This window comes from Lysinibacillus sp. YS11, assembly GCF_002896375.1.
Classification (GTDB): Bacteria; Bacillota; Bacilli; order Bacillales_A; family Planococcaceae; genus Lysinibacillus; species Lysinibacillus capsici.
Map to the genome: position 1 here is coordinate 1128846 of NZ_CP026007.1, position 13145 is coordinate 1141990.

At 37.5% G+C, this 13145-nt stretch carries 14 protein-coding genes; 10 read left to right on the forward strand and 4 right to left on the reverse strand.

The features are described from left to right. Positions 1-10: 10 nt before the first annotated feature. From ribF to LBYS11_RS05260, 5 genes are all read left to right on the forward strand, one after another. Positions 11-958: a riboflavin biosynthesis protein RibF gene (gene ribF / locus LBYS11_RS05240; RefSeq protein ID WP_103117593.1), complete on the forward strand. Its 948-nt coding sequence runs from the start codon at positions 11-13 to the stop codon at positions 956-958. A 174-nt stretch (positions 959-1132) separates the two neighbouring features. Continuing rightward, complete coding sequence (gene rpsO, locus LBYS11_RS05245) at positions 1133-1402, forward strand: 30S ribosomal protein S15 (RefSeq protein ID WP_004224992.1); 270 nt, start codon at positions 1133-1135, stop codon at positions 1400-1402. 440 nt (positions 1403-1842) lie between these two features. Beyond that, a complete protein-coding gene (locus LBYS11_RS05250) occupies positions 1843-2361 on the forward strand; it encodes a DoxX family protein (RefSeq protein ID WP_048391558.1) in 519 nt (172 codons plus the stop codon). Positions 2362-2983: 622 nt separating this feature from the next. Continuing rightward, positions 2984-5098, forward strand: coding sequence for a polyribonucleotide nucleotidyltransferase (gene pnp, locus LBYS11_RS05255; protein ID WP_048391556.1), 2115 nt, complete (start codon positions 2984-2986; stop codon positions 5096-5098). An 89-nt stretch (positions 5099-5187) separates the two neighbouring features. Continuing rightward, on the forward strand, positions 5188-6411 hold the full coding sequence (locus LBYS11_RS05260) for a M16 family metallopeptidase (protein ID WP_054550531.1): 1224 nt from the start codon (positions 5188-5190) through the stop codon (positions 6409-6411). A gap of 351 nt (positions 6412-6762) precedes the next feature. On the opposite strand, the gene LBYS11_RS05265 is transcribed toward LBYS11_RS05260, so the two are convergent. Genes LBYS11_RS05265 through LBYS11_RS05280 form a run of 4 tightly spaced genes read right to left on the reverse strand, consistent with a single transcriptional unit; the run spans position 6763 to position 9238 of the window. Further along, positions 6763-7377, reverse strand: a complete 615-nt coding sequence (locus tag LBYS11_RS05265; RefSeq protein WP_103117594.1) for an ABC-2 transporter permease — start codon at positions 7375-7377, stop codon at positions 6763-6765. A 10-nt stretch (positions 7378-7387) separates the two neighbouring features. After that, positions 7388-8014: an ABC-2 transporter permease gene (locus tag LBYS11_RS05270; RefSeq protein WP_103117595.1), complete on the reverse strand. Its 627-nt coding sequence runs from the start codon at positions 8012-8014 to the stop codon at positions 7388-7390. Between the two features lie 2 nt (positions 8015-8016). Beyond that, positions 8017-8859, reverse strand: coding sequence for an ABC transporter ATP-binding protein (locus LBYS11_RS05275; protein WP_004224974.1), 843 nt, complete (start codon positions 8857-8859; stop codon positions 8017-8019). A 1-nt stretch (position 8860) separates the two neighbouring features. Beyond that, a complete protein-coding gene (locus LBYS11_RS05280; RefSeq protein ID WP_004224968.1) occupies positions 8861-9238 on the reverse strand; it encodes a GntR family transcriptional regulator in 378 nt (125 codons plus the stop codon). 142 nt (positions 9239-9380) lie between these two features. Here LBYS11_RS05280 and LBYS11_RS05285 point away from each other — a divergent pair, with 142 nt between their 5' ends. The 5 genes from LBYS11_RS05285 (at position 9381) to dapA (ending at position 13050) form a co-directional block, all read left to right on the forward strand. Further along, positions 9381-9644: a YlmC/YmxH family sporulation protein gene (locus LBYS11_RS05285; RefSeq protein WP_004224966.1), complete on the forward strand. Its 264-nt coding sequence runs from the start codon at positions 9381-9383 to the stop codon at positions 9642-9644. Between the two features lie 9 nt (positions 9645-9653). Next, positions 9654-10433: an NAD(P)-dependent oxidoreductase gene (locus LBYS11_RS05290; RefSeq protein WP_004224963.1), complete on the forward strand. Its 780-nt coding sequence runs from the start codon at positions 9654-9656 to the stop codon at positions 10431-10433. Next, complete coding sequence (locus LBYS11_RS05295; protein WP_004224962.1) at positions 10427-11017, forward strand: dipicolinate synthase subunit B; 591 nt, start codon at positions 10427-10429, stop codon at positions 11015-11017. The genes LBYS11_RS05290 and LBYS11_RS05295 overlap by 7 nt, the downstream gene beginning before the upstream one ends. 82 nt (positions 11018-11099) lie before the next feature. Then, positions 11100-12137: an aspartate-semialdehyde dehydrogenase gene (locus LBYS11_RS05300; RefSeq protein ID WP_048391546.1), complete on the forward strand. Its 1038-nt coding sequence runs from the start codon at positions 11100-11102 to the stop codon at positions 12135-12137. Positions 12138-12150: 13 nt separating this feature from the next. Then, positions 12151-13050, forward strand: a complete 900-nt coding sequence (dapA, locus tag LBYS11_RS05305; protein ID WP_048391545.1) for a 4-hydroxy-tetrahydrodipicolinate synthase — start codon at positions 12151-12153, stop codon at positions 13048-13050. Positions 13051-13145: the final 95 nt, after the last annotated feature.

The following is a 13145-nucleotide window of genomic DNA, read 5'->3' on the forward strand; positions in this document are numbered from 1 at the left end:
GGATTTTTCAATGGAGGTCATTCATTTAAAATACCCACATCAATTACAGCAACGAGAAAGCATGCAGCCGTATTCATTAGCTCTTGGCTTTTTCGATGGTGTACATAGAGGGCATCAAGCAGTTATCAAGGCAGCTAAGGAAGAGGGCGACAAGCGACAAATTCCAACTGCAGTGATGACATTCGATCCACATCCTTCATTAGTCCTTGGTGGACGTAACGAAAAGGTTTTTTATATTACACTCTTACAACAGAAATTACAGCTGTTTGAAGAACAGGGTGTGGATACGGTATTCGTTGTCCACTTCACTTCAGATTTTGCCAAACTTTCACCAGCGGCATTTATTGATACATTTATCCGTGGATTAAATATTCAGCATGTGACAGCTGGCTTCGATTATTCGTTTGGAGCATTTGGTAAGGGAACAATGGAAGATATGCGTTTATTAAGTAATGGTGATTATGGCGTTACAATTGTTGAGAAGAAAACAGATGATGTTGAGAAAATCAGCTCTACCCGTATACGCAAGCTATTACAAGAAGGCGATATGGAAGAAGCAACAGTTTTATTAGGGAGACCGTTTGAAATCAATGGGATTGTTGTCCATGGTGATAAACGTGGTCGTACTATTGGTTTCCCTACTGCAAATGTCCAAGCATTAGAAGGAACGTTTATTCCAGCTAGTGGTGTTTATGCTGTTCGTCTGCTTGTACAAAATAACTGGTATGATGGTGTTTGCAACGTGGGCTATAAGCCAACTTTCAAAGATCCAAATGATAAGCAATTATCGATTGAAGTCCATATTTTAAACTTTGATAAAAATATCTACGGTGAAGAAGTACATGTGGCATGGTATAAACGTATACGAAGTGAACGGAAATTCGATGGTATTGAGGCCTTGAAAACACAAATTGAAAAGGATAAACAAGAAGCAATCCGTTACTTTAACCAGCTATAAGAAGTACTTCATTACTGTAGTCACATTAGCCAAGTCGACGTTTTACTTGCTTGACTATGTGATTTATGGTAATATTCATAAGTGCATAAATGCTTAACCTTAGCTCGGTATATCGATGACTCCAACGTTTACTGTGCTAATGGGGATTAATTATAATTTAGGAGGTCCATACAAATGGCTATTACAAAAGAACGTAAAAACGAAATTATCGCAGAGTACCGTACTCACGAAAGTGACACTGGTTCACCAGAAGTACAAGTTGCAGTATTAACAGAGGAAATCAATGCTCTAAATACTCACTTACGTACTCACAAAAAAGATTTCCACTCTGAGCGTGGTCTTCTTAAAATGGTAGGTCGTCGTCGTCACTTATTAAAATACCTTCGTGAAACAGACGTACAACGTTACCGTGAATTAATCAACCGTTTAGGCTTACGTCGCTAATTAATAGCAAAAGTAATCCTATATTAGACTGTAGACAAACTGATGTTTGTCTACAGTCTTTTTTTGAGATAATCTTGTTAATTTTGTTCAACAATAAGCCATAACTTTTTTACACTACGATGAACGATAGATAAAAATGATTTGATACTTGATAAAAGGGTGATATATTCTAATCACATTTCACAGCCCATTTATAGTCATTGCGTTCATCATTTGCAAGTGTAATTGAAGTAGATAAATTGAAGGCTAGATTGCTATTATATTTCATGAAATACAATCCAGCAAATTATAGGATAGAGGCTCAAAATTGGTACATAAGCGTCAATCATACAATCTAAATGCTATCATTGAATACTAGTAAACGATGGCTATGGGTTAGAAAACTTTCTATGTTAATAGTTGGTGAAATGTAAACTAAATCATTTAGAAGGGTGAGTAGGATGTTTAACCAATTATTAAGAGAGAATAATATTGTTGCAGGTATTTTAACAGTTATTCGTGTTTATTTAGGCTGGCATTGGCTTACAGCAGGTTGGGGAAAATTGTTTAATGGCTTTGATGCATCTGGCTTTTTAGCCAATGCTATTGCAAATCCAGTGACAAGTGGAGAAGAGCTCGCCTACCCACTGTATGTAAAGTTTATTGAATCATTTGCTTTGCCAAATGCTGAGCTAATTAATATTCTCGTGCCTTGGGGAGAATTTTTAGTAGGGCTAGGATTAATTCTGGGATGCTTAACGACATACGCTGCATTTTTTGGTATGGTCATGAATTTTGCCTTCCTAATGGCAGGTACTATATCTAGCAATCCTTGGGATATTTTACTTGCAATCTTTATAGCCGTTGCTGGTTACAATGCTGGGAAATTCGGGCTTGACCGCTTCATTATGCCAATCATAGGTGAAAAGATGGCGAGAAATAAGAAAAAAGAAGTTGTTCAACCTGTTAAAATTACATAATAAACTTTTTACATATCTTATATTAGGAGACTACTCATTAGTCTGAATATACCCCGCCCATTATATGGGTGGGGTATTTAAGTTGTTGAAAAAAGAAATGTCACTAGCAGAAAAGCCCTTTTTGCAAGGTGAGGGGGTGATTTCCGTTCCACTGGGGTCCGATGATCCAGCTTTACTCACTTACGCAAATTTCACAAAAATTCTATTGATGGTTTTACTTTTCAACACTATGTAAATCCCGACTATTATTTGCCTGACTTACTAACTTTCCTAGATGATCCAACTTTCTTTTACCTTATAGGATGTTGTATGATAAGCTCCATGTTATAATAAGTCTATTGTTTAAACTTGTATTTGAAAAACTAATGTTAGCGAAGCAGTTATTTCCATTTACATACATTACTTTTCGTCAAGAAGGAATCAATATAAAAAAATCCATATACCAAAAATGCTTTTTCAATAAAATAATGAAATAAATCTTAAATAAATTGGCAATAACTGAATTTAAATGTATGATTATTTCATGAAATATTATTTAGCATAGAACAAGCATTTTTGGTACACTTACTATTAGTACATACAGACGAAGTAAGTGTTTTTATAATAGAGAGGGGTTCATTGAATGAACGAAAAGAAAGTCTATTCCTATGAATGGGCTGGCCGTCCACTTGTAATTGAAGTAGGACAGTTAGCAAAACAAGCAAACGGAGCCGCATTAGTACGCTATGGCGATACTTCTGTACTTGCTACAGCAACAATGTCAAAATCACCTAAACCACTTGATTTCTTCCCATTAACAGTAAACTATGAAGAGCGTCTATATGCTGCAGGTAAAATTCCTGGCGGCTTTATTAAGCGTGAAGGACGTCCATCTGAAAAGGCGATTTTAGCAAGCCGTTTAATCGACCGTCCGATTCGTCCGATGTTCCCGGATGGTTTCCGTAATGAAGTACAAGTTATTTCTATGGTTATGTCAAATGATCCTGACTGTACATCTGAAATGGCAGCAATGGTTGGTTCATCATTAGCATTAGCGATCTCTGATATTCCATTTGATGGGCCAATAGCAGGTGTACAAGTTGGTTATATTGATGGGGAATTCATTGTAAACCCGACAGTAGAGCAATCGAATCGCTCAACAATTCATTTGTCTGTAGCAGGGAACAAAGATGCTATCAATATGGTTGAAGCGGGAGCACTTGAAGTACCAGAGGAAATCATGTTAGAAGCGATTATGTTCGGTCATGAAGAAATCAAAAAAATCATTGCTTTCCAAGAGCAAATTGTGGCAGAGGTTGGTAAAGAAAAGTTACCAGTGACACTATTTGAAATTGACGAAGCAATTCAAGCCGATATAAAAGCAGCTTGTGAGACTGATATGCATGACGCAATTCAAACGGCAGAGAAACATGCTCGTGATGAGGCAATCCAAGCTGTTAAAGAGCGAGTTATCGCTTCCTATGAAGAGCAAGAAGCAGATGACGAAACAATGAAACAAGTGTACACAATTCTTGACAAGATGGTAAAAGAAGAAGTACGCCGTCAAATCACGGAAGATAAGATTCGTCCAGATGGTCGTAAGCTCGACGAAATCCGACCACTTTCTTCTGAAACAGGCTTATTACAACGTACACATGGTTCAGGTCTGTTTACACGTGGACAAACACAAGCACTTTCTATTTGTACATTAGGTGCGCTTGGTGATGTACAAATTATTGACGGTTTGGGTGTGGAAGAGTCAAAACGCTTTATGCACCATTATAACTTCCCACAATTTTCTGTAGGGGAAACGGGTCCAATTCGTGGGCCAGGTCGTCGTGAAATTGGTCATGGTGCGTTAGGTGAGCGTGCACTTGAAGCAGTCATTCCTGATGAGTCGGTCTTCCCTTATACAATTCGTTGTGTATCAGAAGTACTTGAATCAAACGGATCAACTTCTCAAGCTTCTATTTGTGCGTCTACATTAGCCATGATGGATGCAGGTGTCCCATTAAAAGCACCAGTTGCAGGTATTGCAATGGGCCTTATTAAAAAAGGTGAACATTATTCTATTTTAACGGATATTCAAGGAATGGAAGACCATTTAGGCGATATGGACTTTAAAGTGGCTGGTACAGCTAAAGGTGTAACAGCTCTACAAATGGACATTAAAATTGATGGTTTATCTCGCAATATTTTAGAAGAAGCACTGACACAAGCAAAAGTTGGACGTATGCATATTCTAGAATCAATGCTTGCTACACTGCCAGAGCCACGTAAACAATTATCTGCGTTTGCACCAAAAATTGTTATTGTAAAAATTAATCCTGATAAAATTCGCGATGTAATTGGACCAGGTGGTAAACAAATTAATAAAATTATTGAAGAAACGGGCGTTAAGATTGATACAGAGCAAGATGGTACAATCTATATTTCTTCTGCTGATGAAGCAATGAATGCACGTGCAAAACAAATTATTGAAGATATTGTACGTGAAGCAAAAGTAGGGGAATACTACTTATCAACAGTGAAACGTATTGAAAAATTCGGCGCCTTTTGCGAAATCTTCCCAGGGAAAGATGGCTTGCTTCACATTTCTGAAATTCAAGAGGAACGAACAAAGCAAGTGGAGGACGTCTTAAAACTTGGCGATCAATTACTTGTGAAAGTGATTGAAATCGACAAGCAAGGTCGTGTGAATTTATCTCGCAAAGTAGTAATTCAAGAGGAAAAAGAGCGCGCTGAACAAGAAAAATAATATTGGTTAAAAGGCTGCGTAAATTGCGCAGCCTTTTTCGATAGTAGCAAGAAGAAAAGTAGAGGATTTTTATAATTGGGGGAGATAGTTTGGTTCAAGTACATACATGTCAGAATGGTGTTCGAATTGTATCAGAGCAAATTGATCATGTAAGATCAGTGGCATTAGGTATCTTTGTGAACGCTGGCTCTCGCTATGAGCTACCTGAAGAGAATGGTATCACACATTTTATTGAGCATATGTTGTTTAAAGGCACAACAACTCGTTCAGCTCGTCAAATTGCTGAAGAATTTGATCGAATCGGAGGAGAGCTAAATGCCTTCACATCGAAAGAAAATACATGTTACTATGCTAAGATTTTAGATCATCATGCGGAGCTTGCGGTCACAATACTAGCAGATATGTTTTTCAATTCTACCTTTGCGGAAGAAGAATTAGAAAAAGAGCGACAAGTAGTATTAGAAGAAATTTTAATGAGCGAAGATGCTCCTGATGATGACGTTCATGAGAAGCTGTGGGGTGTCATGTATCCGAATGACGCACTCGGTCGTCCAATACTAGGTACGGCTGCTACATTAAAGACATTTACAGCAGATGCTATACGACAATATATGGATAAACATTATGGGCCAGAGTCCGTTGTTATTTCTATTGCAGGTAATGTTTCATCTCAGCTTATGCAAACGATTGAAGATTTATTTGGTCACTATCAACCTTCACCGCATGCTATGGCACCTGTCCTGACAAATCCTTCATTTTATCCAGGGGAAATTACAAAAATACGCGATACAGAGCAGGCACATGTCGCGATTTCCTATCCAGCAATTGGTGTAAAAGATCCAGATATGTATAGCTTTATTGCGCTTAACAATATAATTGGAGGCAATATGAGTTCTCGATTGTTTCAGGAAGTACGAGAAGAACGTGGGCTAGCCTATTCTATTTTCTCGTATCAATCGTGTTATGCAGATGTAGGTGCTTTTACGATTTATGGTAGTACTAGTCGACAGCAATTAGCACAGCTTCAGCACACAATTGATGCCACTTTATTAGATATTGTAGCGGGTGGTGTGACAGAGGAGGAGCTTGATAATGCGAAGGAGCAGCTTAAAGGAAGCTTTGTCCTTGGATTAGAAGGGACGGGAGCTCGTATGAATCGAAATGGAACAAGTGAACTTGTCCATCGCAAGCATCGAACAGTAGACGAGGTTCTTAAATCGATAGATGCTGTATCGATGGAGTCAGTGGATCGGCTGATTGCTAAAATTTTAAAAGCAGAACCAGCTATCTCAATCATAGGTCCTAGCGAATAAAGATATTTTAATAAGATAGCATTTGTTCAAGCTATTATTAGATAGGAGATTGGCATTTATTTTCAATGTGGATAAGTCAACAGCCCTCCATAAAATGAGTAGTGAAAACCTTTACCCAAAAGGTAACACTTTATGAACTGGCGAGGGAAGGTACTTGATTCAAGGGGATAGCGAGACATGTCACCCTCTCTAAATGGAGAGGTAGCGAAGGAAGCCGCTCTGCACATGCTCATAGGAAAGCAAGTAGCCTGCAATGAAATCCATTTCCTTTTGATTGACTGTTTTGCTATTCAACACGATTAAAAATAGGCTGCCAAATAAGGCAGCCTATTTTTTGATGAATATTTAGCTTTAGCAAATTTCCTTTGCCAAATATAAATAAAGACATTTGTGAAACACAAGAAAAGTGATGAGGATACTAACCAGTGTTGGTATGAATAAGATAATTAAATTTGCAGCTACTAGTGATAAATAATAATGAATAACAAAATTTAGCAGAATGATAAGCACAATAGCTGTAAGCATTCTAACCGTTCGCATTCTCTCTGTTTCATCAAGATGCTGAATATAAAATTGACTACAGATGAGGAAAGAGGCGCTACTTATATAAGCAAAGTACATAGCAAGATGCTCGATAAAATTTTCAGATGCATCAGGTTGTGAGAAATACATAGGCGCAAGGATAATAAAGAGCAATGCAATAAGGCCATAGCAAAATAAAAAATCGGATTGCAATTGTGTTTTCTTTGATAGAGGTAGCGTATTGACATACATTGTCCACTTTACTTGACGGTCGCCTTTATATAAATTATCTACGATGTTGGCAGAAATAACGACAACAAATAATCCGATAGAAGGACTATCTACAAAAGGTAAATGTACAAAATGAAGAAGTGAACATATCGTCATTGTAAAAAGAATAGTCCATTTTTGTACGACAATTCTTTGTAACAACAGTGCTCGCATGAGATCCCTCCTAAAACTCTTTTCTTTTATAAATAGCAGTAGAAACTAGAGAGGAGAGGCAGAGCAGTATTAGCCCGCCCAAAGGTGCTAAATAGACGTATTGCTTTAAATATAGAAACGTTTGAGTCATATCAGGGATATATTCTTTAAACATCCCCGTTAAAAAGCCAGGGATAAAACAAAACGCAATGAGGACTATTCTTCCTTTAATAGAGCCAAATTTAATATAGATAGGTAGTAATACGGCTAATAAACAGAGCGCCGATGTTATGATCAAATTAAACGTTAGGAAAAATTCTGAAGTGATGTCGTTTTTGGTAAAAAAATTGATAAAAAATAGGATAGGTAATGCCATAACAAGTCCGAAAATCATTAACATCACACTAAGTATATATTTACTAAAAACGATATCTGCTTTAGAAATTGGTAAAGTATTAGCGTATTTATCCCACTTACTTTGTTCATCGTAGCTAAGCGCAGTTATCGCTTGTATCGTAACAATAAAAACAATAACAGCTAGAAGCATTGCGCTTTGCTGCATAAAAATCGCCATCATAAGAAGAAATATAAGAACAAATGCTTGTGCTTTCATTTGTCGTTGAATGGTCATTAAATCTTTTAGGATAAGTCCTACCATATTTAAACACTACCTTTCACGAAAAATAGCATGATATCTTCTATAGAAGGCCTTTCAAGTCTGAAAGCCTCATTTACTTCATTTTTCAGAACTAATGCTTCTATTCCAAACGCACCAGGACGGGTTCTTAGAATAGCATGCTCTGGCAAGTCGTTTACTTCCTCACTGTTACCTTTGAAAATACCATATTCATATAATAGAGCATCTTTACTCTCGCTCAATAAAATCTCACCATTATGAATTAACGTAATATAGTCAGCAATTTTTTCTAAATCGCTTGTAATATGCGAAGAAAATAAAATGCTGTGCGTTTCATCCTGCATAAATGCTAAAAATAAATCCAGAATTTCATCCCGAATAATAGGGTCTAATCCACTTGTTGGCTCATCTAAAATCAATAATTTTGGATGATGTGCCAATGCTAAGGCAATTGATAGCTTCATCCTCATTCCTCGTGATAGTTCCTTTATCTTCTTCCTCTTTGGCACCTTAAATTGAGCTAATCTTTCAAAATAATAGTCTGAATCCCATGTTTGAAATACTTTTCTCATGATTTTGTCGAGTTGCGTCGCATTTAGCGTTTCTGGTACATGTAAATCGTCAAATACAACGCCGATGTCGTTTTTTATCGATAGTTCGTGTTCGACATGATCTTTGCCAAATAGCAAAATTTCGCCATATTCTTTTTTTATTAAATTCAGCATGCATTTTATCGTTGTTGATTTGCCAGCCCCGTTTTCTCCAACAAAACCCATTACCGTGCCTTGAGGGACGGAAAAACTTATATCTTTAAGAAAAAAGCCTTCAAAGCCCTTATGTAGATCATGAATTTCAATGGCATTCATATTACTTATCCTCCTCTAACATTAAAGATAGTAGTTCTTGTAATTCTTCACTAGAAAGTCCAGCGGTTTTCGCTATTTTTGCTGCCTTTTGCAAATGCCCCTCTACCTGCCGTAATAGCTCCTCACGTAGAAAGTCTTGATTTCGTTCTGTGACAAAGCTCCCTTTACCAGCGACAGTTTCAATGAAACCATCTCGCTCTAAATCAGCATAGGCACGTTTAGTGGTCATCACACTTATTTTTAAATCCTTTGCTAAAGCGCGGATAGACGGTAGTGCATCACCAGCCTGTAATTTATTAGCTAAAATAGCCTCTTTGAGCTGTATGGTGATTTGCTCATAAATAGGTTTTTCACTCGCATTACTTAAATGGATATGCACAAATCATCACCTCTTATAACTGTATATATACACTATATACAGAAGGCGATGGAAATGCAACATATTCGTACTTTAGGTAGGGGTCACGATTTGCAAAAAGTCCGCATATATTGAGGTAACGGCTCAAGGAGGGAGATGAGGCATGCTACTATCTGAGATGGTGGATAAGGAGTTAATTCAAATTGAGGGTGGCGTACATTTTGGCATCCTGGCACATACAGAATGCCTATTAGATGTGCAAACAGGAAAAATACATGGTTTTGAAATTGTGAAAGATAAACTACCATTCCAAAAAAAGAAAATGAAAGTTAGTGAAATGATACCTTGGCACGAAATTATTTTAATTGGTGAAGATCGTATTTTATTTAATAAGACATCTACAGTACAGTCAGAATATTTACAGTGAGGTGAGCTTTTGGAAAACGAAAAATGGCTTGTTATCGGTGAGGACTCCCGATTAAAGGAACTAGCTACAATGCTAAGAAGTCCATCGAGAACAGTATTTTATAAAAGAACAACCGTATGGAACGAAGAGTTAAATAAACTTGTTTTAGAATTCCAGCCTAATAAAATCGTATTACCTATTCTTCCATTAAAAATAGAAGTTGAGCAGCTCTATGGTATATCACAAGTGAAATTTTATACAGGTCGATTAACAATGCATTGGAAGCAATTACTAGAGAAAAATGAATCTATTTGCTATTTACAACAAGAATCATTTATTTGGCAAAATGCTCGATTAACAGCGGAGGGATTTATCGCCACGTTTTACGGACTCGAGCAAAAATGTATTTACGGACAAAATTTCACAATCGCAGGTTTTGGTCGCATCGCAAAAATGCTCGCCTCTTTACTAGTTAAGATGGGTGCAAATGTTCATATTGTTGCACGTTCAGTTGTACAAGTGAGTGAAGCAAAAGCTTATGGTTATAAAGCCACGAATTTAGATGATCGCCAATGGTCTATTACAGATGGCATTTTTATTAATACAATTCCTGCTAAATGGATTACAGAGTCTTTTATAGAGCATGTTCCAACTGTTTTATATGACTTGGCTTCAGAGCCAGGATGTTTAGATATAGATTCTGATCAATTACAAACGTATGTACTATTGCCATCATTGCCTGGGAAATACTTTGCACATGATGCAGCTACAATATTGTGCAAGGCAATAGAGGAGGAAGAAAATTGTTAACGGGGAAACGAATTGGCTTAGGTATTACTGCTTCTCATTGTACGTATGAAGATGTAGTACCTAAAATCCAAAATTTTATTGATGTCGGAGCAACAGTTATTCCAATCATTACCCATTCCGTTTTACATGCAGCTACACGCTTTGGTACAGGTGAAGAGTGGATTGCCAAAATAGAAGCTTTGACAGGAGAAAAAGTTATTTCTTCTATAAAAGAGGCAGAGCCATTTGGCCCATCCAATCCATTAGATGCAATGGTCATAGCCCCCATGACAGGGAATAGTATAAGTAAATTTGCTAATGCGGCAACAGATAGTCCTGTGTTAATGGCAGCAAAGGCAACTTTGCGTAATGGTTCGCCTGTAGTTTTAGGTATTTCCACAAACGATGCACTAGGCTTAAATGGCATAAATATTATGAAGCTGTTAAATGCTAAAAATATATATTTTATTCCCTTTGGTCAGGATGCCCCTCACTCCAAACCAAATTCTTTAATTGCTGATTTTGAGCAAATGGTGGATACTGTTCATGCAGCAATTACGCAGAAAAAGCAATTACAACCGCTGTTGATACAATATTTCAAATAAATAAGAGATTACACACAATTTTCAGTATTTTTGTGATACAATAGCACACATTATGGAACATGTATTCAAGGAGAGATGACAGATGACAAAGCAGTTAACAGTTGCGGTTGTTGGGGCAACAGGTGCAGTAGGATCGAAAATGATGGAGCAGTTGATTAAACGTAAATTTCCGATTGGACATATTAAATTTCTAGCTTCTGCTCGTTCAGCAGGAAAATCAATCGAATTTAATGGGGAAACATATACAATTGAAGAAGCGACACCTGAGGCTTTTGAAGGCGTCAATGTCGCTTTATTCTCAGCTGGTGGTTCAGTATCAGCTGTGCTTGCACCAGAAGCAGCTAAGCGTGGTGCAGTAGTTATTGATAATACGAGCCATTTTCGTATGGATCCAGAGGTACCGCTTGTCGTGCCTGAAGTGAATCGAGGCGACTTAGCGAAGCATAAGGGAATTATTGCGAATCCAAACTGCTCGACAATTCAAATGGTAGCTGCGCTTGAACCAATTCGTCATGCATTTGGTTTAACAAAAGTAATTGTTTCAACTTATCAGGCAGTATCAGGTGCAGGGATTTCTGCGATCCAAGAATTAAAGGCACAAAGCGAAAACTGGGATGCAGGTAAAGATGTAGAAGCAAATATTTTACCGTCTGGTAGTGATAAACGTCATTACCCAATTGCTCGTAATGTCATTCCACAAATCGATAAATTCACAGATAATGGATTTACATACGAAGAAATGAAAATGATTAATGAGACGAAAAAAATCATGCATGCACCAGAGCTAAAAGTAGCTGCTACTTGTGTTCGTGTGCCAGTCGTTTCAGGTCACTCTGAATCTGTTTATATTGAGGTAGAGAAAGACGCGTCAATCCAAGAGATTTTCGAAGTATTACGCAACGCACCAGGTGTGGTATTACAAGATGATATTGCAACACAAACTTACCCAATGCCTATTTATGCAGAAGGGGAAGACGCTACTTTTGTAGGACGTATCCGTCAAGATTTAGACAACAGCAAAGGGTTCCATCTATGGATCGTTTCTGACAATTTATTAAAAGGCGCCGCATTAAACTCTATCCAAATTGCAGAAGCAATGCTTGAGGATAACTTACTATAAGAGAGGTGTAAGGATGAATTTAGGTCGAATTGGAACGGCAATGATTACGCCGTTCAAAAATGATGGCACGATTAATTATCCAGAACTAGAACGTATTATTAATCATTTAATAGACAATGGTACTGATTGTATTGTTGCTTGTGGTACGACTTCTGAAAACCCAACTATGTCTACAGAAGAGAAAATTGAAGTTGTACGCTTTACCGTAGAGAAAGTAGCAGGTCGCGTACCAGTTATTGCAGGTACTGGGGATAATGAAACAGCTTACTCTATCGCGATGACACATAAGGCAGAAGAAAATGGAGCAGACGGCATTATGCTTGTAGCTCCTTACTATAATAAGCCAAATCAACGTGGGATTTATGCTCACTTTGAAACCATTGCTAAACAAACTAGTCTCCCTGTTATGCTTTATAATGTTCCAGGGCGTACTGGGGTCAATGTTGCCTATGAAACTTCTGTTGCATTAAGCAAGATTCCTAATATTGCTTGGATTAAGGAAGCGAGCGGTAACTTAGATCAGATGGGTGATGTTATTGAGAATGTTGATCCAGCTGATGATTTCTTAGTGTATAGTGGGGACGATGGTTTAACACTCCCACTAATGGCCATTGGTGGAGCAGGTGTTATTTCTGTAGCTGCCCATGTGGTAGGCAATGATATGCAATTAATGATTAAAGCGTTTGAAGAAGGAAATCATAAGCTAGCAGCCCAAATTCACCGAGCCTTATTACCTTTAGTACGTGCGCTGTTCGCTCAGCCCAACCCTTCACCGATTAAATATGCGATGACAAAATTAGGATTTGATACACTCAATGTTCGTTTGCCGATGATGGAAATGACAGATGAAGAGAAAGCTAATTTTGACCGAATTTGGGATACGTATCAAGAAAAAGCGAAAAGTTTTAGATAAATAGGAGCGAGGCTGATAGCATTTCAGCCTCGTTTTTTATATTTTTTAAATAAAAAGTATGTACAAAATTTGTAACTCCTCGTCCTTACAAATAC

Bases quoted from the DNA above. Each gene is read 5' to 3' on its own strand.
- rpsO (WP_004224992.1), top strand. From the start codon at position 1,133: ATGGCTATTACAAAAGAACGTAAAAACGAAATTATCGCAGAGTACCGT.
- LBYS11_RS05250 (WP_048391558.1), top strand. From the start codon at position 1,843: ATGTTTAACCAATTATTAAGAGAGAATAATATTGTTGCAGGTATTTTA.
- LBYS11_RS05300 (WP_048391546.1), top strand. From the start codon at position 11,100: ATGACAAAGCAGTTAACAGTTGCGGTTGTTGGGGCAACAGGTGCAGTA.
- LBYS11_RS05265 (WP_103117594.1), bottom strand. From the start codon at position 7,377: ATGCGAGCACTGTTGTTACAAAGAATTGTCGTACAAAAATGGACTATT.
- LBYS11_RS05275 (WP_004224974.1), bottom strand. From the start codon at position 8,859: ATGAATGCCATTGAAATTCATGATCTACATAAGGGCTTTGAAGGCTTT.
- LBYS11_RS05285 (WP_004224966.1), top strand. From the start codon at position 9,381: ATGCTACTATCTGAGATGGTGGATAAGGAGTTAATTCAAATTGAGGGT.
- LBYS11_RS05270 (WP_103117595.1), bottom strand. From the start codon at position 8,014: ATGGTAGGACTTATCCTAAAAGATTTAATGACCATTCAACGACAAATG.
- dapA (WP_048391545.1), top strand. From the start codon at position 12,151: ATGAATTTAGGTCGAATTGGAACGGCAATGATTACGCCGTTCAAAAAT.
- ribF (WP_103117593.1), top strand. From the start codon at position 11: ATGGAGGTCATTCATTTAAAATACCCACATCAATTACAGCAACGAGAA.
- pnp (WP_048391556.1), top strand. From the start codon at position 2,984: ATGAACGAAAAGAAAGTCTATTCCTATGAATGGGCTGGCCGTCCACTT.